We start from the raw sequence: 19,316 nt of genomic DNA on the forward strand, positions 1-19,316 counted from the left end.
TATGAGCTTATGAAAGATCGCAACCGTCATCCTTTGCAAGCGATGGCATTAGTGTCAATCATTCTATCACAGTTAGCAGGTTCAGTCTTAATTGGCTTATTCTCTGGAAGATGGGCTGATCAATGGCTTGACACCGAACCACTATTTTTAATTTTAGGCCTTCTTTCAGGGCTAGCAGCAGGTGTTTTTATGATGCTGCGGACAGTCCACCATTTTTTTTCAGGAGATTAATAATTCATGCAGGATTTGCAGCACGTTTTTCCAAGACTTCGTTCATACATATTGTATTTGTTAGCATTATACGTTCTCGGCTGGGGATTTACAAGTTATAAGGCTGTTTTTGCAGGTTTAATTTTAGGAACCGCCCTGAGTTTGTATAATTTGTGGAACTTAGTAAGAAAGTTTGAGCAGTTTGGACAGGCGTTGGATGAGGGGAAAAAGCCCCGTTCAATTGGGACTGTTGTAAGATTTGCAACAGCTGCTCTCGCAGTTGTGATTACCATCTCTTATCCAAAAACCTTTCATATTATTAGTGTAGTTGTGGGATTAATGACGTATTATGTTGTCATTATCATAGATTTAGTTGTTCAAAATATGCGTAGAAGATAGAAAGAGAGGTGAACACAGTTGGGTCATGAATCACCAACTATAGAGTTTCTAGGCCTTACTTTTAGTCAAAGTAACTTGCTTATGGTTACCGTAGCTTCTGTTATTGTATTCTTAATTGCAGTTTTATGTACTCGTACTCTTGCTATGAAGCCAAGCGGTGCACAAAACTTTATTGAATGGGTCTTAGATTTTGTTAAAGGCCTCGTTAATAGCAATATGGATTGGAAAACAGGTGGCCGCTTTTTGACGCTAGGTGTAACTTTACTTATGTACATTTTTGTGTCAAATATGTTGGGGCTTCCATTTGCCATCGTGATTGACCATAACTTATGGTGGAAATCGCCGACCGCTGATCCAGCAATTACGCTGACATTAGCCGTTATGGTAGTTGTACTATCACATTATTATGGTATTAAAATGCGAGGTTTCTCTGCATACACGAAAGATTACTTCAAGCCGATGGCATTTTTATTCCCGCTTAAGATTATCGAGGAGTTTGCCAATACGTTAACGCTTGGCCTTCGTCTTTACGGTAATATTTATGCTGGAGAAATTTTATTAAGCTTGCTAGCTGGTTTGGCAACAACAGGTGTCCTAGGTACAATTGGGGCAGCTATTCCAATGCTTTTATGGCAAGGATTCAGTATTTTTGTAGGCGCAATTCAGGCCTTCATTTTCACAATGTTAACGATGGTTTATTTATCTCACAAAGTGAGTAGCGACCATTAATTTATAAAGCTTTGTTCAAGTAATACCCAATTTGGACAAAACAAAACTTAGTTAAACAAAATCATATATATTAAGGGAGGACTTTATAAAATGGGTTTAATAGCATCTGCAATTGCGATTGGTTTAGCGGCACTAGGTGCTGGTATTGGTAACGGTCTTATCGTTTCTAAGACGATTGAAGGCACAGCTCGCCAACCAGAAGCACGTGGTACATTAACTTCAATGATGTTCGTTGGGGTTGCCTTAGTTGAGGCGCTTCCAATTATCGCCGTAGTTATTGCATTCATGGTACAAGGTAAATAATAATGTGTTACATGTGGCGAAGATCATTCAAAAGAACCTTCGCCATTACTTTATGTCTTTAATAAGTAAATTATATATGTGGAGTCTCTGAAGGGAGTGAACATGGCCGTGTCGAACATGTTTGTGTTAGGAGCAGCAGGCATTAATGGTGGAGATATTCTTTTCCAATTAGTGATGTTCCTTATCCTACTTGCGTTACTTCAAAAATTCGCGTTTGGTCCTGTAATGGGAATCATGAAAAAACGTGAAGAGCATATTGCCGGTGAGATTGATGAAGCAGAAAAGCAAAATGAGGAAGCGAAGAAGCTTGTTGAAGAGCAGCGTGAAATCTTAAAGCAATCTCGTCAAGAAGTGCAAGTAATGATGGAAAACGCTAGAAAGTCTGCAGAAGATAAAAAAGAAGAAATTATTGCAGCAGCACGCGAAGAGTCTGAGCGTCTAAAAGCTGCAGCAAAACAAGAAATCGAACAGCAAAAAGATCAAGCGGTTGCTGCGTTACGTGAGCAAGTTGCTTCATTATCTGTTTTAATTGCGTCGAAAGTTATTGAAAAAGAACTTTCTGAACAAGATCAAGAGAAGTTAATTCATGAGTATATCCAAGAGGTAGGGGATGTACGATGAGTCAACCAGCTGTAGCGAAGCGCTATGCTCTAGCTCTTTTTCAATTAGCAACAGAAAAACAGATGATCGATGAAATGCAAGAACAGCTACAAATCGTTGAAGAGGTGTTTGCTAAAACACCTGAATTAATGGATGTATTAACTCATCCAAAAATTACAATTGAGCGAAAAAAACAGTTTGTAAGTGAGGCATTTGCTGAACTTTCACCAACTGTTCAACATACGGTTCTTTTGTTATTAGAGCGTCACCGCATTCAAATTGTTAGCCAAATGGTACAAGAATACCGTTTCCTAGCAAATGAAGTGCGTGGTGTGGCAGATGCAACTGTTTACTCTGTCAAACCTTTAAGTGCAGATGAGAAAAGAGCAATTTCTCAATCATTTGCTTCAAAAGTTGGAAAACATACGTTAAATATTTCAAATATAGTAGATAAAAGCCTAATCGGCGGCGTGAAGCTTCGCATTGGCAATCGTATCTATGACGGCAGCATTAGCAGCAAATTAGAAACGATCCACCGGGGACTTCTTGCACACAGATCGTAGATAGGGGTGAAATTCATGAGCATCAAAGCTGAAGAAATTAGTGCGCTGATCAAGCAGCAAATTGAAAACTATCAGTCTGAGATTAAAGTGAGTGATGTAGGTACTGTTATCCAAGTTGGGGATGGTATCGCACGTGCTCATGGCCTCGACAATGTCATGGCTGGAGAACTGGTTGAATTTTCAAATGGTGTTATGGGAATGGCACAAAACTTAGAAGAAAACAATGTAGGTATCATTATTTTAGGACCATATACGGGAATTCGTGAAGGTGACGAAGTTCGTCGTACAGGACGCATCATGGAAGTTCCAGTAGGGGAGCAATTAATCGGTCGTGTTGTTAACTCATTAGGTCAGCCAGTAGACGGCTTAGGCCCAGTAGAAACAACAAAAACACGTCCAATTGAAGGTGCTGCACCGGGCGTTATGGATCGTAAATCAGTACATGAGCCGCTTCAAACAGGTATCAAGGCGATTGACGCACTTGTGCCGATCGGTCGTGGACAGCGTGAGTTAATTATCGGTGACCGTCAAACGGGTAAAACATCGGTAGCAATCGATACAATCTTAAACCAAAAAGATCAAGATATGGTATGTATCTATGTAGCGATTGGCCAAAAAGAATCAACAGTTCGTAACGTAGTAGAGACATTACGTAAACACGGTGCTCTAGATTACACAATCGTTGTAACAGCATCAGCTTCACAACCAGCTCCACTATTATTCTTAGCACCATACGCTGGAGTAACAATGGGTGAAGAGTTTATGTATAACGGTAAGCACGTACTTGTTATTTATGATGACTTAACAAAACAAGCATCAGCTTACCGTGAACTTTCATTACTATTACGTCGTCCTCCAGGTCGTGAAGCGTATCCAGGGGATGTATTCTATCTGCACTCTCGTTTACTAGAGCGTGCGGCAAAGTTATCGGACGCAAAAGGTGGAGGTTCATTAACAGCTCTTCCATTTATTGAAACGCAAGCAGGAGACGTATCTGCTTATATCCCAACAAACGTAATTTCGATTACAGACGGACAAATTTTCTTACAGTCAGATTTATTCTTCTCAGGCGTACGTCCTGCGATTAATGCAGGTCTTTCTGTATCACGTGTAGGAGGATCTGCACAAATTAAAGCTATGAAAAAGGTAGCAGGTACACTGCGTCTAGACCTTGCATCTTATCGTGAGCTTGAATCGTTTGCTCAATTCGGTTCTGATCTTGACCAAGCAACTCAAGCAAAATTAAACCGAGGAGCGCGTACAGTTGAAATCTTAAAACAAGGTTTACACAAACCGCTTCGCGTAGAAAAACAAGTAGCTGTACTTTACGCATTAACAAAAGGTTTCTTAGATGATGTTCCAGTATCAGATATTACACGCTTTGAAGACGAGTACTTAACATGGTTAGAATCAAACCGTAAAGAAGTACTTGAATCAATCCGTACAACTGGTGGCCTTCCTGAAGCTGGCGTATTTGAATCAGCGCTTGAAGAATTCAAGAAAACATTTATTGCATCTGAATAATATATTGTCAGCATGGTATGTTAAGACAATCTTTCAATAAGGTGAAGGTGAACATTTGTTCACCTTTCATACCACGTGATCTTCTAAAACAAGGTGGTGAAACCTTTGGCATCATTACGTGATATACAAACTCGAATCACATCGACGAAAAAAACGAGCCAGATTACGAAAGCAATGGAAATGGTTTCAGCTGCAAAGCTGAATAGAGCGGAACAAAATGCAAAATCGTTTGTTCCATATATGGAAAAAATTCAAGAGGTAGTCTCAAGCGTAGCCCTAGGAAGCAGAGGCGCTTCACATCCAATGTTAACTGCACGCAGCGTGAAGAAGACTGGTTATATTGTAATCACTTCAGATCGTGGTCTAGCAGGAGCATATAATAGTAATATTTTGCGAAAAGTATCTCAAGCTATTGAAAAACGCCATCAATCACCTGACGAATACGGTGTGATTGCAATTGGACGAGTAGGGAGAGATTTCTTCGTAAAACGCGGTATTCCGGTTTTGCTTGAAATCACAGGCCTAGCAGATCAGCCAGCTTTTGCTGATATTCAAGGGATCGCTTCACAAACAGTTCAAATGTTTGCGGACGGTACGTTTGATGAACTTTACTTATACTATAATCACTTTATCAATACAATTTCACAAGAAGTGACGGAGAAGAAGCTATTGCCTCTAACAGATCTTCAACCTTCTGGTAAACTTGTTGGTTATGAATTTGAACCATCACAAGAAGAGATTTTAGAAGTATTACTTCCTCAGTATGCAGAGAGTTTAATTTACGGCGGTTTGCTTGATGGAAAAGCAAGTGAGCATGCTGCTCGTATGACAGCAATGAAGAGTGCAACAGACAACGCAAAAGATCTTATCAATAATCTTACATTGTCATATAACCGTGCACGTCAAGCGGCAATCACCCAGGAAATTACGGAAATTGTTGGCGGAGCGGCAGCGTTAGAATAGAAAGTTTAATGGAAAAGCAAGTTAGGAGGGAACACGATGACAAAAGGACGCGTTACTCAAATCATGGGTCCAGTTGTAGACGTAAAGTTTGACAACGGACACCTTCCGGCAATTTATAACGCCCTTAAAATTTCACATAAACCGAGCAGTGCGAGTGAAGTTGCAATCGAATTAACATTAGAAGTTGCGATTCACTTAGGTGATAACACAGTTCGTACAGTAGCAATGTCATCCACTGACGGCTTAGTTCGTGGATTAGAAGTAGAAGATACAGGTGCACCAATCTCAGTACCAGTTGGTGACGTTACGTTAGGTCGTGTATTTAACGTATTAGGTGAAAAAATTGACTTAGACGCGCCAATCGATGAAGGCGCACGTCGTGATCCAATCCACCGTCAAGCACCAAAGTTCGAAAACCTATCTACACAAGCTGAAATTCTTGAAACAGGTATTAAAGTAGTAGACTTATTAGCTCCTTACATTAAAGGTGGAAAAATCGGTCTATTCGGTGGTGCCGGTGTAGGTAAAACAGTATTAATTCAAGAATTAATCAATAACATTGCTCAAGAGCACGGCGGTATTTCGGTATTTGCTGGTGTAGGTGAGCGTACGCGTGAAGGTAATGACTTATACCATGAAATGACAGATTCTGGCGTTATTAAGAAGACGGCTATGGTATTTGGACAAATGAATGAGCCACCTGGTGCACGTCAGCGTGTTGCATTAACAGGATTAACAATGGCAGAATACTTCCGTGACGAACAAGGTCAAGACGTATTATTCTTTATCGACAATATCTTCCGTTTCACACAAGCGGGTTCAGAAGTATCAGCATTACTTGGCCGTATGCCATCAGCAGTAGGTTATCAGCCAACATTAGCGACAGAAATGGGTCAGCTTCAAGAGCGTATCACGTCAACAAGCGTAGGTTCTGTAACATCGATTCAAGCGATTTACGTACCAGCCGATGACTATACGGATCCAGCTCCAGCGACAACATTTGCTCACTTAGATGCAACAACAAACTTAGAGCGTAAATTATCAGAGATGGGTATTTACCCTGCGGTAGATCCATTAGCATCTACATCTCGCGCTTTATCTCCTGAAATTGTTGGAGAAGAGCACTATGCAATTGCGCGTCAAGTTCAACAAACGTTACAGCGTTATAAAGAGTTACAAGATATCATTGCAATCCTAGGTATGGATGAGTTATCTGATGAAGATAAACTTGTTGTACAACGCGCTCGTCGCGTTCAATTCTTCTTGTCTCAAAACTTCCACGTAGCAGAACAATTTACAGGCCAAAAAGGTTCTTACGTTCCTGTAAAAGAAACTGTTAAAGGATTTAAAGAGATCTTAGAAGGTAAATACGATCATTTACCTGAAGATGCGTTCCGTTTAGTTGGTCGCATTGAAGAAGTTATTGAAAATGCGAAACGTATGGGAGTAGAAGTTTAATTTAAGGGACATAGGAGGTTTTTTAAATGAAGACAATCCATGTCAGTGTAGTGACTCCTGATGGCCCAGTTTACGAATCAGAAGTGGAAATGGTAAGTACCCGAGCACAGAGCGGTGAGCTTGGTATTTTACATGGCCATATTCCGATGGTTGCTCCTTTACAAATTGGAGCCGTCCGCTTGAAGAAAGCAAGCAGTACAAAACTTGTGGCTGTTAGCGGAGGATTTCTTGAAGTAAGACCTGACAAAGTAACAATTCTTGCACAAGCTGCCGAAACAGCTGAAGAGATTGACGTAGCTCGTGCAGAAGAAGCGAAAAAGCGCGCTGAAATGCGCCTTGATAGCAAACAAGACGACGTTGATGTTAAGCGTGCTGAAATCGCCTTGAAACGGGCAATCAATCGTTTAGATATTAGTCAACGTAAGTTCTAAAAAAAGCCCTCTCAAACGGATGAGAGGGCTTTTTTTGCTCTATTAGATAAAAGGAGAAGAACAAATAGCATTTATCGGTTATTATATAGCGCATTTAATTCAGTGCATCTCTTTTCTTTATGTTGCTCAATAATGGAAAATGATCTTATAATAGGGAATAAAATAAATGTTTTTCATGTTACCGTTTACGAATTTGCATAAGTGTGCTTTAATATGAAAAGAAGAGACGATGATCGTCTCTTCTTTTCATATGGCGTTTAAAAGGAGTGCTTTTATTGTTTGGAGGAATTGAACAGCAAACGTTACTAACCATGATTTCACATTTGATTTTTATTGTGATTACTTGGTATGCTTTGCAAGGCTTTCAAATTGAAAAACTGATGAAACCTAATCATGTGTTTCAAGCAAAATTAATGCTTATTTTATTGACCATTACGATTTCATCAACAGTAAGTAATTTCTTTTTGGATTATTTATTTTGGTCACAGCGCATTCCCACATTTTTTCAATGATTGACAAGCTATGAATCTATTATAAAATAGGCGTTCATTTATTGAAAAACATACGAATTTATACGGTAATGTATGTTGCTATGTCTAAATATGACGACCCTTTTCATGTATGTATCATCGGCTTCTGGAAAGACTGATGAGTACGGAGAGGGAGTGGCGAAATGTTTGGAAAAATTAGTGTCTTTTTGGCTATTTTCATTACTGGCTTATTCGTATATCATGGAAGTTATGTGAGCAATGCCCAAAACAATGAAACTACTATTGAGAAGATTGTTCACACCTTAAATAAGCAGCATGTTTCGTTAACTGAAGTATCGTTGTATGCAAGAGAAGAAGTAAAAGCTGTTACTGACCAAAAAACCTTTTATTCGCAAGCGAAAAGTATTAAAAGTAATTTTAGAGGTTTTAAATGGGAAGTGAAGAGGGAAAGAGACCTATGGAAAGCAATAGGTACACGTAAAAGTGAAGATGTGAACGAAGTCATTCTGTTAACTTATGCGATCGATGAACACAGCAATGCGTACATATCGTATCATGTAACGGGACAAGGTTTAAAAGAAAAAAATATGACCCATTTTCAAAATGTATTTCAGACAAATTATGAAAAAATTTTCCTATCGGAACCCATAATTTTCTCTTGTGCAACAGGGGAAATCAATGATAAGATGGAAAGTGTTTTGTCTGTTGAAATTCAAGACCTATTACGAGCTTTCAATGCTAAACCAGTGGAATCTCTAGTGGAAGAGTCATTTACCTCTGTCTCAGCATATACTGGACTGTGGAAAGAAGCTCTTCAAACGAAAAAGCAGGAAATGAACTTACAAATTGCATTACGCAAGACAAGAATGGGCGGTCAAACAACCATAGTTGTTGGCACACCTATCATTACGTCTGAATATTAATATAGAGAAAATGGACGCGGAGGGGAATACCTTGGAAAAAATCATCGTCCGCGGTGGAAATAGATTAAGCGGTACAGTTAAAGTTGAAGGAGCAAAAAACGCCGTTTTACCTATTATCACTGCAACCTTATTAGCTAGTGAAGGAAAAACAATTCTAAATGATGTACCAGCTCTCTCCGATGTATTTACGATTGGCGAAGTTTTAAGACATCTGAATGCAGAAGTAGATTTTGAAACAAATCGTGTAGTTGTAGATGCATCAAGAGAGTTGAAAACAGATGCACCTTTTGAATATGTAAGAAAAATGCGCGCTTCAGTACTTGTAATGGGTCCTTTATTAGCGCGTACAGGTGAGGCTCGTGTAGCTTTACCTGGCGGATGTGCGATTGGATCAAGACCGATTGATCAGCATCTTAAAGGCTTTGAAGCAATGGGTGCTAAAGTTCAAGTAGGAAATGGTTTTATTGATGCAAAAGTTGAAGGAAGACTAAAAGGTGCTAAAATTTATTTAGACTTCCCAAGTGTAGGTGCTACAGAAAATATTATGATGGCAGCAGCATTAGCGGAAGGCACTACAATTATGGAAAACGTAGCAAAAGAACCTGAGATTGTCGATTTAGCAAACTTCTTAAACGCAATGGGTGCTAAAGTTCGCGGTGCAGGAACTGGTACGATCCGTATTGAGGGTGTTAATAAATTATATGGTGCAGAACATGCAATTATTCCAGATCGCATCGAAGCTGGAACATTCATGGTAGCAGCAGCTATTACAGGTGGAAACGTACTTGTACGCGGTGCAGTAGCAGAGCACATCAGCTCACTTGTTGCTAAAATGGAAGAAATGGGTGTTGAAATTACTGAAGAAGGCGACGGCTTACGTGTTGTAGGCCCTGAAAAGCTAAAATCAGTAGATATTAAAACAATGCCTCATCCAGGGTTCCCTACGGATATGCAGTCTCAAATGATGGCATTATTATTAGCAGCAGAAGGCACAAGTATGATTACAGAAACTGTTTTTGAAAACCGTTTTATGCACGTAGAAGAGTTTCGTCGTATGAACGCTGATATTAAAATTGAGGGACGCTCTGTTATTATTAACGGACCTTCTCAACTACAAGGTGCTGAAGTAGCGGCAACAGATCTTCGTGCAGCAGCAGCGTTAACATTGGCAGGACTTGTAGCAGATGGCTATACACGTGTAACGGAATTAAAACACCTTGATCGTGGTTATGTAAATTTCCACAATAAATTAGCAGCTTTAGGCGCTGATATTGAACGTGTAAATGACGAAACAAAGCAAGTAGAACAAACTCAACAGGCTTCAGACGTTAAGTAAATATGTCATAAAAAAAGCATCTCATGACGAGATGCTTTTTTTGTCGTTGGACGACCCTTATGGCCGGTTTGCTGTCATAAAAGGTTGTCCACCTCCATACATATGGAATATAAGGATATAGGTGTTCCTTGTCAAACTAATAGATATGGAGGCTAGGCGTTCATGAAACAAGCAAAGCCAATTGTCGTACTAGGAGTCATCTTTTTTTTCGTTGTGTTACTTATTCCAACACTGCTCGTTGTTCCTTTTATTGAAAAGACAGATGGAAAGCTATATGAAAATGTCAAACAGACCCCAAAAACCGAAAAACTACAAAAAGTGACAGCGTCTCCTCTTGACGTCAGTGTTTATCGTACGGAAACGAAAAAAGTAGAAAAACTGCCGCTCGAAGACTATCTGGTAGGGGTAGTGGCTGCTGAAATGCCCGCTACTTTTGAACTTGAAGCACTCAAGGCTCAAAGTTTGGCAGCCAGAACCTATATTGTGCAAACGATGATGAAAGGAAATAGTCACCTTCCTCAAGGAGCGGACGTGACGGATACCGTAGAGTACCAAGTGTATTTAAATAAAGATGAGCTAAGAAGCAGATGGAACAAAGACTATGATTGGAAAATCAAAAAAATTCAAGAAGCAGTGAAGGACACTCAAGGTCAAATTCTTACGTACAAAAATAAGCCAATTAACGCTACGTTCTTTTCTACCAGCAATGGTTATACTGAAAATTCAGAAGCGTATTGGAAGAATTCTATACCGTATCTAAAAAGTGTAGCTAGTCCATGGGATAAAAAGTCTCCTGAATTTACAAATCAAAAAGTAATGTCTGTTGCTAACTTTGAACAGAGGCTTGGAGTGAAATTAACAAGCAGTGGATCAGTAGGTGAAATTGTCTCTAGAACCCCAGGTCAACGCGTAGATTACGTCAAGATAAATGGTAAAGAACTGTCGGGAAAAGATGTCCGCGAAAAACTAGGGTTATCGTCAGCCGACTTTCATTGGATAAAAAAAGGTAATGAAATTATCATCAATACAAAAGGATATGGGCATGGTATTGGGATGAGTCAGTACGGAGCAAATGGCATGGCACTTGAAGGAAAAACATATAAAGATATTGTGACTCATTATTATACAGGTGTTGCGATCACCCCTAACGATCAGTTTGTTGCACAATTGACAGCTAAACGCTAATTCAAAGACCCTTACAGCAGGGTCTTTTTTATGTTTTTCGCTTTTTTTAAATAAAATGTATATTTTAGATTCATTTGTTGAAAAATAATCGAAAAAATTTTTTTATTGCTGCGTATATATTCACTCAATTGTGTTCAGACTGATTGCTGAGGTGATGATATATGAGAGAGGAAGAAAAGAAACGTACTTCTCCAAAATCGAAAGTTCAAAAATTAGTTAGAAAGCGTTGGGTATTCCCGGCTATCTATTTAGCGAGTGCAGCAATTATTCTTACAGCAGTCCTTTGGTTTCAAGCTAATGGAAATGATATTAGCAAAGAAGACAAAAGCGGCTATAGCCAAGACGGTACGACTTATCGAGACGACGCTGTAGAGGTAAATGCTTCGCTTGAAAATTTAAAAATGCCAGTTGCTAGTGAAGCATCTGCTATCGTGAAAAAGCCTTTCTATGACGACCAAGCGTCTGAAAAACAGCAAGAAGAAGCACTAGTTTTCTACAACAATACGTATCATCCAAACACAGGTGTTGACTTAGCTGTTAAGGGAGATAAATCATTTGATGTTGTAGCAGCAGCTAGCGGTACAGTAACAAAAGCAACAAAAGATCCTTTACTTGGTTATGTAGTAGAAGTTGACCACAAAGATGGTTTAGTAACACAGTATCAATCTCTTGAAAAAGCTGATGTAGAAGTAGGAGATATTGTTAAACAAGGCCAAACAATCGCAAAAGCTGGAAAAAGCTTATATAATCAAGAAGCAAAAACACATGTGCACTTTGAAGTTCGTAAAGATGGTGTAGCGATTAATCCAAGCAGTTATTTTGGGAAATCTGTTAGTTCTATTAAAGAGGTAAAAGCAGCTGAAGTAGCAGAACCAAAAGACGACTCTTCTTCTGAAGAATCAAAGGATAGCGAAAAATCATCTGATGAAAAGACTAAAGAAGATAAAGACTCAAAACAACCTTCAACAGATACGTCTAAACCAAATGCATAAGGCAAGACCATAAATACGAAAAGAAGCTAGGTGAAACCGAGCTTCTTTTTTTTGTGAAATTTTCTAAAATGAGATGCATTATGTTAAAAAAGTAAATAAAAAGCACTAAATTTTCAAAAAAATATAAGAAATCACTTGTCCTTACTGACTTTTCTAGCATATATCTGCACACAAGCTAATAAACTGTTACAAACCTATAAAGAGAATGTTAGAAAAGGGATAATATATACATTCCCTTGGATACTTCTCATATCCAATTTGGGGAGGGCGAGTAGTGTGCACGATTACATCAAAGAGAGAACTATCAAGATTGGAAAGTATATTGTAGAAACAAAGAAGACAGTTCGTGTGATTGCGAAAGAATTTGGCGTTTCGAAAAGTACTGTCCATAAGGATTTAACAGAGCGTTTACCAGAAATAAATCCTGAATTAGCAAATGAAGTAAAAGAAATTCTTGATTACCATAAATCTATTCGGCATTTGCGTGGAGGAGAAGCAACAAAATTAAAGTACAAAAAGGAAGAAGAAACTGTAAAGTAAAAGAATGCCCGATATTACCTTTTTTGTAGAGGTGGTATAGGGCATTTTATTTTTTGGATAAAATAGGTATATAATAAATATTTTTGCTAATAACAACATACATATACAAATTGTGATAAAATAGTAAATTAGGAAAAAAGAATGGTTATCATGCAAAGATATGTAAATAGAAGGAGGATTTAAGGTATGTTAGCAAAAGACATTGGTATCGACTTAGGTACAGCTAACGTCTTAATTCACGTTAAAGGCAAGGGAATTGTGTTAAATGAACCGTCTGTTGTGGCGATTGATAAAAATACAAATAGAGTGCTAGCAGTAGGGGAAGAAGCGAGACGTATGGTAGGAAGAACGCCCAGTAATATTATTGCCATTCGTCCCTTAAAAGATGGCGTTATCGCTGACTTCGAAATTACGGAGTCTATGCTCAAACACTTTATTAATAAATTAAACGTAAAAGGGTTTTTATCCAAGCCTCGCATTTTAATTTGTTGTCCGACAAATATTACTTCTGTTGAACAAAAAGCAATTCGCGAAGCTGCTGAAAAAAGCGGTGGAAAAACCATTTATTTGGAAGAAGAACCAAAAGTCGCGGCCATTGGTGCTGGAATGGATATCTTTCAGCCGAGCGGAAATATGGTCGTAGATATTGGTGGAGGTACAACTGATGTGGCCGTCCTTTCCATGGGCGATATTGTAACGGCAGCTTCTATTAAGATGGCTGGTGATCGTTTTGATGCCGAAATTTTGCAGTACATTAAGCAGAAATATAAGCTCTTAATAGGAGAGCGTACAGCAGAAGAAATTAAAGTGAAAATTGGCACGGTGTTTCCTAAAGCCCGTAATGAAGAGCTGGACATTCGAGGGCGAGACATGGTTTCAGGCTTACCTCGTACGGTTACTGTGTACTCTGAGGAAGTAGAGGAGGCACTTAGAGAGTCTGTCAGCGTCATTGTACAAGCTTCAAAAAGTGTATTAGAGCGTACACCTCCCGAACTTTCTGCCGATATTATAGACAGAGGTGTTATTTTAACCGGCGGCGGAGCATTGTTGCACGGTATGGATCAGCTGTTAGCGGAAGAATTAAAGGTGCCTGTGCTAATTGCAGAAAATCCGATGGATTGCGTAGCTGTTGGAACAGGTATTATGCTCGACAATATTGATAAACTATCTCGTCGCAGTATTGTTTAAATAAATGAAGACTCCTCTATTGGCCCGTTTCATATAGAGGAGTCTCTTCTTTTATCTATACTCTGTCAACCGGCTTATATATAACAAACAACGTTTACTTGTGAGGGGGAGGAAGGATGTTTAAAGGGTTTTACACGGCAGCAGCAGGTATGCTGTCTCAGCAGCGTCAAACTGACTTATTAACAAATAACATAGCAAATGCTAATACGCCAGGATTTAAAGCAGATCAAGGTACGTTAAAGGCATTTCCTGATATGTTACTGCAACGAATGGAGTCTGAAAATTTACCCACTGACCGTACCATTTCTGTTCAAAAGAGGAAGGACATAGGTACGATTAATACAGGTGTATATATGCAAGAAACGGTTCCAAATTTTAAACAAGGTGATCTTCAGCAAACATCTCAATCAACTGATATTGCATTGATGGAGCAAAATATGCCTACAAAAGAGGGCGGACTATTTTTTGTGCTAAAGAGTTCTGACAATATTCCTCAATACACAAGAAACAGCAATTTCACATTAGATCAAGAAGGGTTTTTAACTACCTCTACCGGAGCTTATGTATTAAGTACAAATAATCAACCAATTCAACTGAAAAGTGAAAACTTTACCGTGGATTCAAAAGGTAACGTGACGGAAAATAATCAACAGATTGCACAAATTGATATTGCTTATGCGAGTGATTTGCAAACTATTAAAAAGGCAGGAAATGGATTGTATGAAACCTTAAACAATCAGCCCTTGCCTTCAGCACGGAATAATCCAGGAATTTCTTATCAGTTAAATCAAGGGTTTGTTGAGCGTTCCAATGTAGATGCTACCCAAAGTATGACTGATTTACTAACGGCTTACAGAGCTTTTGAAGCAAATCAAAAAATAATGCAAGCTTACGATAGAAGCATGGATAAAGCCGTAAATGAAATTGGACGCGTGCGCTAAAAGCAACAGGGGAGATGAGAAGGATGAACCGTACAATGGTAACAGCGGCCAATACGATGGGGCAGCTGCAGCAGCAGCTTGATGTCATTAGTCACAATCTATCTAATACAAATACGACAGGATACAAATCGAGAGATGCTTCATTTAATGATATGCTATATCAACAAGTAAATAATCAAGGAGATAAGGGAATGGAAAAGCGACTTACACCAGCCGGAATTCGGCAAGGGACAGGCGCTTATTTAGATCAAACCAGCTTGAATATGACGCAAGGTGCTTTTCAGAATACAGATAAACTATTAGATGTAGCTTCATCAAATCCCAATGTTTATTTTCAAGTTGCAGTAAACGATTCCCAACAGCCTGTACAATATACGCGAGATGGTTCTTTTCACCTTACTCCTGAAGGACCGAACAATGTTAAATTAGTAAACGGTTCTGGTCAGGATGTACTAGGGGAAAATGGTCAAGCGATTATTTTTAGTAAAGCGTTCAAAGATATACAAATTGATGGAAGTGGAACGATAACTGTTACTACAAACACGGGTGTTAACCAGTTTACCCTTGGGTTAACAAATATCCAAAACCCGCAGGTGCTAGAAGCTAAAGGGGAAAATTTATTTGCCTTTCCAGCAGGGATGAACCAACCGAATATGTTTATAGATTTGAATGGAAAAGCCCGAGATACAGCAGGCGTAGAACAAGGGAAATTGGAACAGTCAAATGTAGATTTGAGCAAAGAGCTCACCGATATGTCTATTGCTCAACGTGCATATCAGTTTAATTCTCGCTCTATTTCAATTGCAGATCAAATGATGGGCTTGGTGAATGAAATCAGAGCTTAAGCAAGTAGTTGCTTCTCTATTGAGCATTCTGTATATTGATAATAGTATCGTATATTACATGCGGTTTGAAAGGAGACTCATTTATGCTTGATATTGAACAAATTAAAGAAATTATTCCACACCGATATCCATTTTTATTGGTCGATCGTATTTTAGAAGTGGAAGAGGGAAAAAAAGCAGTTGGTTTGAAAAACGTATCTGCCAATGAAGAATTTTTTAATGGTCATTTCCCTGACTATCCTGTGATGCCAGGGGTTTTAATTGTAGAAGCTTTAGCTCAGGTAGGAGCTGTAGCTATGCTAAAAAAAGAAGAAAATCAAGGCCGTTTGGCATTTTTTGCAGGGATTGACAACTGCCGCTTTAAAAAGCAAGTAAGACCTGGTGATCAACTGCGTTTAGAGGTAGAAATTGTACGTGCGCGTGGATCTATTGGCAAAGGAAAAGGTATCGCAACTGTAGATGGAGAGTTAGTCTGCGAAACAGACATTATGTTTGCTTTAGGTGATAAAAAAGAATAGTACATAAGAGCTGCTGATGCAGCTTTTTTTATTGGCGCTGCAAAGCAGAGAAAAGTTTCTTTAGTAAAGGTATAATATCCGTCAGCAACTCTTTTTGAAGAGTTGGTGACAGAGATGAAAATTGTAAGAGCACATGTTTCAATAAGGGCTGTTTATCTATAAGTGTTAAAATAGTATCGTTGTGTGAATCAGATTCCCGTTTTCTTGTTAAGTAAAGAAGTTGGAAATCATGTAAATGTTCTTGTTTATAAGAGGAGGGCTCAATAAGTTGGTCTAGTGTAACTTGAAAACAATTACACAGAGATAGAAAGTCAAAAATGGAAGGTGTTTGTTTCGAACATTCCCATTTTGAAACAGTTGTACGAGAAACATTCAATTGATTTGCTAATTCTTCTTGTGAAAATCCTCCTTTTAGTCTGAAATGCTTAATTCTTTCTCCAAAACCCCTCATATGCATCACCTGATTTCATAAAGATAAGTATGTGTCTTATTGTTCGAATGTAGTTCATGTTCTTTCTAATATGCGGAATTCGCACAATATGAAATATATATACTTTACTTTCTGCAATAAAGGGAATAAAACCTGTTTTTCTTTCTCTTTTTTCTCCAAAAAAATTCATTTTTCTGCATGAATATAAAAAAAAGAACAGAAAAATAGGTTTTTGTAGTAAAAAAATCCTATTTTTTGTTCAGTATATTGAAAAAAATGGTTGAACAAAGGGGGAAAATGAATTAATATACGAATTACAAAGAAAAAGGAGTGAAAAAATGACAAATTTTTATTTGAAAAGGCAAGGCGCTCGTATAAGAGATAATCGTTTAAAACATTCTAGTCGTGCTCATTTATTTTTAGGAAAAAAAAGAAAGATACCTCTCCAGTCAACTATCTTTTCTTTACCCTTCTTATGGAGCAGCGAAAAAGACCGCAAACAATAATCCTCTCCTTTAAATTCAGACACCTTGAGATGACTTGATTTATTTTTTAGATGTACTTTTTATCCGTCTGTTTCGAAGCTGCAGTTTAAACTGTTGAAGTAAATCTTGACCTGACAACCCTTGGTTAATTAAATCCTCTAAGAGCATTTCAGCATAATGAAGTCTCCGTTCTTTTAAAACACCTTTCATCAACAAGCTAATACGGTTTTCGCCAATTGAAGTAATAGAAGCCACGGTAGCTATAAAAGTAGCCGGATCATTTGTTTCTTTCGTAATTTTAGCTTCTACCGTCACTTTTTGTTTATCTTTCAACAAAACATGAAATTCATCGTACCATTTCTTATCGATAACTGCTTCTAAAATCCAGTTATTTTCGCCGTCTTCTTTATTAATAATAAGGCCATTTGTTAGTGAGACAGACTGACGCTTTTCTTGATCATCAACCAATTGAAATGACACAAGTTTAAATGTTTTCATTGATGTTTCCTCCTTTACGTAAATAGTAAGTTATTCATATTATAACATGAATGAGCTTAAAGATTCTCATTATTCAATTAGTTGGAGTGGTAGACTATGATTAATCATATTGTTCTTGTAGGAAGACTGACAAAAAAACCGGAGCTTCGATATACCCATGAAGGGATTGCAGTATCTACCATTACTTTAGCAATTAATCGAACGTTTCGAAATGTTGAAGGGGAATACGATGCTGATTTTGTCAACATTACCTTTTGGAGAAAAAACGCAGAAAATACGGCTGCTTACTGTGATAAAGGGGCGGTTGTAGGTGTAGTAGGGCGTGTACAAACACGCACATTTGAAAACAATCTTCAGCAGCGAGTATACATGACCGACGTTGTGGCTGACGCTGTTAAATTTTTAAGTGGAAAGCCATCCGGATATTCTTCATCTAGTTTAAATCAACAAGAAGAATAAAGTTACCTAGTATGAAAGGAGGTGATTAGTCCAGCTAAGGTTTAAATTCCTCTTATCTATCATAACAGAAGATAGATCCTCTTTAAGAGCAAGGCTCTTTCTATGTTGTCAAGAGAGAAAATTAAAGTATTCACTATCCCCGAACCATTCCTCTATTTCAGCCGTTAAATCATTTAACGGTTTTTTTGCTGTATATAAAAAGGTCTCAAAAGAGACCTTTTTATAAATTATTTAGCAAAACGTTTTGCGCCTAAGTAGCGTTTGCTCCAATAGCTATTATCTAAGCTCGCAATGGTTACACCTGTAGAAGATCCAGCATGAATAAATTGACGATTACCAAGATAAATGCCCATATGGGTAGGCCCGCTAGAGTATGTATTAAAAAACACTAAGTCTCCAGGCTGTGGATTACTTACGGGTGTTGATACACTCCAATAACCAGCCGTCGTATAGCGCGTTGTAGAAATTTGTTGTTTCATTACGTAATAAATGAATCCGCTGCAGTCAAAACCAGAAGGAGTTGTGCCACCCCACTTGTAAGGAACACCTATATAACGTTTTGCATCTGAAATCATTTGCGAGACATTTAATGTTCTGCTAGAAGTTGAAGGTATGGATGTACTTGGTTTTGCTGTTGTTGGTAGTGGCGTGGTTGTTTGGCTGCTTTTTGATACCTTCAGTTGTTGATTTATATAAATCGTGTTAGAGGTTAATCCATTTATTTGTTTTAATTCGCTGACGCTCATGTGAAATGCCGAAGCTATTTTAGAAAGGCTATCTCCACGCTGAACTTTGTAAGTTCCGTTTGTATCCTTAGACGGAGTTTCTGCTGGTTTACTTGTAGTTGAAGTCGATGGACTGATGCTTCCATTTACTTTTAACGTTTGGTTAATATAAATAATGTTGGAAGAAAGAGCATTCAAACGTTTTAATTCTTCTACGCTTATATTAAAACGAGTAGCAACTTTCCAAAGGGTATCACCGCTTTGAACTTTATAGGTTGAACCAGTAGCAGGAGCTGAAGGCTTTTCTTCCTTATTAGATGATTGGGAGGTTGAAGCAGAAGGAATCGATAACGTTTGTCCTATACGAATTGTATTTGAAGATAAATTGTTTATGCTTTTTAAAGCTTCTACCGTTGTATGATATTTGGTAGATAATGACCAAAGTGTATCTCCAGCTTTCACTTGAACAGTTGAAGCAGATGCTTCAGCTGAAGCTTGATATAAGAATGTTCCGCCAACAATGGCGCCTAGAGATAAAACGAGCTGCCTTTTTTTCATTAATAAATCCCCCTAATTATGT

Annotated in this window: 25 protein-coding genes; 22 read left to right on the forward strand and 3 right to left on the reverse strand. The window is 38.3% G+C overall.

The window, feature by feature from the left end; all coding sequences use genetic code 11:
- The first annotated feature begins 9 nt into the window (after positions 1–9).
- The 20 genes from ACLHDF_RS11780 to fabZ all read left to right on the forward strand — a co-directional run bounded on the left by ACLHDF_RS11780 (position 10) and on the right by fabZ (position 16,139).
- Positions 10–231, forward strand: coding sequence for an AtpZ/AtpI family protein (locus ACLHDF_RS11780; protein WP_013085464.1), 222 nt, complete (start codon positions 10–12; stop codon positions 229–231).
- A 6-nt stretch (positions 232–237) separates the two neighbouring features.
- Positions 238–609, forward strand: a complete 372-nt coding sequence (locus tag ACLHDF_RS11785) for an ATP synthase subunit I (RefSeq protein ID WP_013059806.1) — start codon at positions 238–240, stop codon at positions 607–609.
- An 18-nt stretch (positions 610–627) separates the two neighbouring features.
- A complete protein-coding gene (gene atpB, locus ACLHDF_RS11790) occupies positions 628–1,338 on the forward strand; it encodes a F0F1 ATP synthase subunit A (RefSeq protein WP_413919026.1) in 711 nt (236 codons plus the stop codon).
- Positions 1,339–1,428: 90 nt separating this feature from the next.
- Positions 1,429–1,641, forward strand: a complete 213-nt coding sequence (gene atpE / locus ACLHDF_RS11795) for a F0F1 ATP synthase subunit C (protein ID WP_013059804.1) — start codon at positions 1,429–1,431, stop codon at positions 1,639–1,641.
- A gap of 102 nt (positions 1,642–1,743) precedes the next feature.
- On the forward strand, positions 1,744–2,262 hold the full coding sequence (locus tag ACLHDF_RS11800) for a F0F1 ATP synthase subunit B (protein ID WP_013085463.1): 519 nt from the start codon (positions 1,744–1,746) through the stop codon (positions 2,260–2,262).
- Positions 2,259–2,804 carry a F0F1 ATP synthase subunit delta gene (locus ACLHDF_RS11805; RefSeq protein ID WP_413919027.1) on the forward strand — a complete coding sequence of 182 codons (546 nt, stop codon included), beginning with the start codon at positions 2,259–2,261 and terminating at the stop codon, positions 2,802–2,804. The genes ACLHDF_RS11800 and ACLHDF_RS11805 overlap by 4 nt, the downstream gene beginning before the upstream one ends.
- Before the next feature lie 15 nt (positions 2,805–2,819).
- Positions 2,820–4,328, forward strand: a complete 1,509-nt coding sequence (gene atpA / locus ACLHDF_RS11810; RefSeq protein WP_144646106.1) for a F0F1 ATP synthase subunit alpha — start codon at positions 2,820–2,822, stop codon at positions 4,326–4,328.
- Positions 4,329–4,433: 105 nt separating this feature from the next.
- Positions 4,434–5,291, forward strand: a complete 858-nt coding sequence (locus tag ACLHDF_RS11815) for a F0F1 ATP synthase subunit gamma (protein ID WP_413919028.1) — start codon at positions 4,434–4,436, stop codon at positions 5,289–5,291.
- A 36-nt stretch (positions 5,292–5,327) separates the two neighbouring features.
- Positions 5,328–6,749 carry a F0F1 ATP synthase subunit beta gene (gene atpD / locus ACLHDF_RS11820; protein WP_413919029.1) on the forward strand — a complete coding sequence of 474 codons (1,422 nt, stop codon included), beginning with the start codon at positions 5,328–5,330 and terminating at the stop codon, positions 6,747–6,749.
- A gap of 26 nt (positions 6,750–6,775) precedes the next feature.
- Positions 6,776–7,180: a F0F1 ATP synthase subunit epsilon gene (locus tag ACLHDF_RS11825; protein WP_413919030.1), complete on the forward strand. Its 405-nt coding sequence runs from the start codon at positions 6,776–6,778 to the stop codon at positions 7,178–7,180.
- A 275-nt stretch (positions 7,181–7,455) separates the two neighbouring features.
- Positions 7,456–7,692 carry a DUF1146 family protein gene (locus ACLHDF_RS11830; protein ID WP_042991814.1) on the forward strand — a complete coding sequence of 79 codons (237 nt, stop codon included), beginning with the start codon at positions 7,456–7,458 and terminating at the stop codon, positions 7,690–7,692.
- Positions 7,693–7,853: 161 nt separating this feature from the next.
- Positions 7,854–8,594, forward strand: coding sequence for a YwmB family TATA-box binding protein (locus ACLHDF_RS11835; RefSeq protein ID WP_413919031.1), 741 nt, complete (start codon positions 7,854–7,856; stop codon positions 8,592–8,594).
- A 31-nt stretch (positions 8,595–8,625) separates the two neighbouring features.
- Positions 8,626–9,930, forward strand: a complete 1,305-nt coding sequence (gene murA, locus ACLHDF_RS11840) for a UDP-N-acetylglucosamine 1-carboxyvinyltransferase (protein WP_013059795.1) — start codon at positions 8,626–8,628, stop codon at positions 9,928–9,930.
- Positions 9,931–10,092: 162 nt separating this feature from the next.
- Complete coding sequence (spoIID, locus tag ACLHDF_RS11845; protein ID WP_413919032.1) at positions 10,093–11,115, forward strand: stage II sporulation protein D; 1,023 nt, start codon at positions 10,093–10,095, stop codon at positions 11,113–11,115.
- A 161-nt stretch (positions 11,116–11,276) separates the two neighbouring features.
- Positions 11,277–12,107 (forward strand): peptidoglycan DD-metalloendopeptidase family protein, encoded by an 831-nt coding sequence (locus tag ACLHDF_RS11850; RefSeq protein WP_413919033.1) that lies wholly within the window; start codon positions 11,277–11,279, stop codon positions 12,105–12,107.
- A gap of 276 nt (positions 12,108–12,383) precedes the next feature.
- Positions 12,384–12,647: a sporulation transcriptional regulator SpoIIID gene (gene spoIIID / locus ACLHDF_RS11855; RefSeq protein WP_013059792.1), complete on the forward strand. Its 264-nt coding sequence runs from the start codon at positions 12,384–12,386 to the stop codon at positions 12,645–12,647.
- A gap of 186 nt (positions 12,648–12,833) precedes the next feature.
- On the forward strand, positions 12,834–13,835 hold the full coding sequence (locus tag ACLHDF_RS11860) for a rod shape-determining protein (RefSeq protein WP_251397167.1): 1,002 nt from the start codon (positions 12,834–12,836) through the stop codon (positions 13,833–13,835).
- Between the two features lie 116 nt (positions 13,836–13,951).
- On the forward strand, positions 13,952–14,776 hold the full coding sequence (locus ACLHDF_RS11865; protein WP_413919034.1) for a flagellar hook-basal body protein: 825 nt from the start codon (positions 13,952–13,954) through the stop codon (positions 14,774–14,776).
- A 23-nt stretch (positions 14,777–14,799) separates the two neighbouring features.
- The gene (locus ACLHDF_RS11870) at positions 14,800–15,621 is read left to right on the forward strand and encodes a flagellar hook-basal body protein (protein ID WP_413919035.1); all 822 of its coding nucleotides are present in this window, start codon (positions 14,800–14,802) and stop codon (positions 15,619–15,621) included.
- A gap of 83 nt (positions 15,622–15,704) precedes the next feature.
- A complete protein-coding gene (gene fabZ, locus ACLHDF_RS11875) occupies positions 15,705–16,139 on the forward strand; it encodes a 3-hydroxyacyl-ACP dehydratase FabZ (protein WP_013059788.1) in 435 nt (144 codons plus the stop codon).
- Positions 16,140–16,167: 28 nt separating this feature from the next.
- Here fabZ and ACLHDF_RS11880 read toward each other — a convergent pair whose 3' ends face one another.
- Entirely contained in the window at positions 16,168–16,590 is a 423-nt protein-coding gene (locus tag ACLHDF_RS11880) for a helix-turn-helix domain-containing protein (protein WP_413919036.1), read from the reverse strand.
- A gap of 317 nt (positions 16,591–16,907) precedes the next feature.
- Between ACLHDF_RS11880 and ACLHDF_RS11885 the strand changes: the two genes are divergently transcribed.
- Complete coding sequence (locus tag ACLHDF_RS11885; RefSeq protein ID WP_413919037.1) at positions 16,908–17,075, forward strand: hypothetical protein; 168 nt, start codon at positions 16,908–16,910, stop codon at positions 17,073–17,075.
- A gap of 39 nt (positions 17,076–17,114) precedes the next feature.
- Here ACLHDF_RS11885 and ACLHDF_RS11890 read toward each other — a convergent pair whose 3' ends face one another.
- Positions 17,115–17,552, reverse strand: coding sequence for a YwpF-like family protein (locus ACLHDF_RS11890; protein ID WP_413919038.1), 438 nt, complete (start codon positions 17,550–17,552; stop codon positions 17,115–17,117).
- A 96-nt stretch (positions 17,553–17,648) separates the two neighbouring features.
- On the opposite strand from ACLHDF_RS11890, the gene ssb reads away from it, so the two are divergent.
- Positions 17,649–18,011, forward strand: a complete 363-nt coding sequence (gene ssb / locus ACLHDF_RS11895; RefSeq protein WP_413919039.1) for a single-stranded DNA-binding protein — start codon at positions 17,649–17,651, stop codon at positions 18,009–18,011.
- Positions 18,012–18,238: 227 nt separating this feature from the next.
- Here ssb and ACLHDF_RS11900 read toward each other — a convergent pair whose 3' ends face one another.
- Positions 18,239–19,294 (reverse strand): LysM peptidoglycan-binding domain-containing protein, encoded by a 1,056-nt coding sequence (locus tag ACLHDF_RS11900; protein WP_413919040.1) that lies wholly within the window; start codon positions 19,292–19,294, stop codon positions 18,239–18,241.
- Positions 19,295–19,316 lie beyond the last annotated feature (22 nt).

Source organism: Priestia megaterium, assembly GCF_046599315.1.
Lineage (GTDB): Bacteria > Bacillota > Bacilli > Bacillales > Bacillaceae_H > Priestia > Priestia megaterium_F.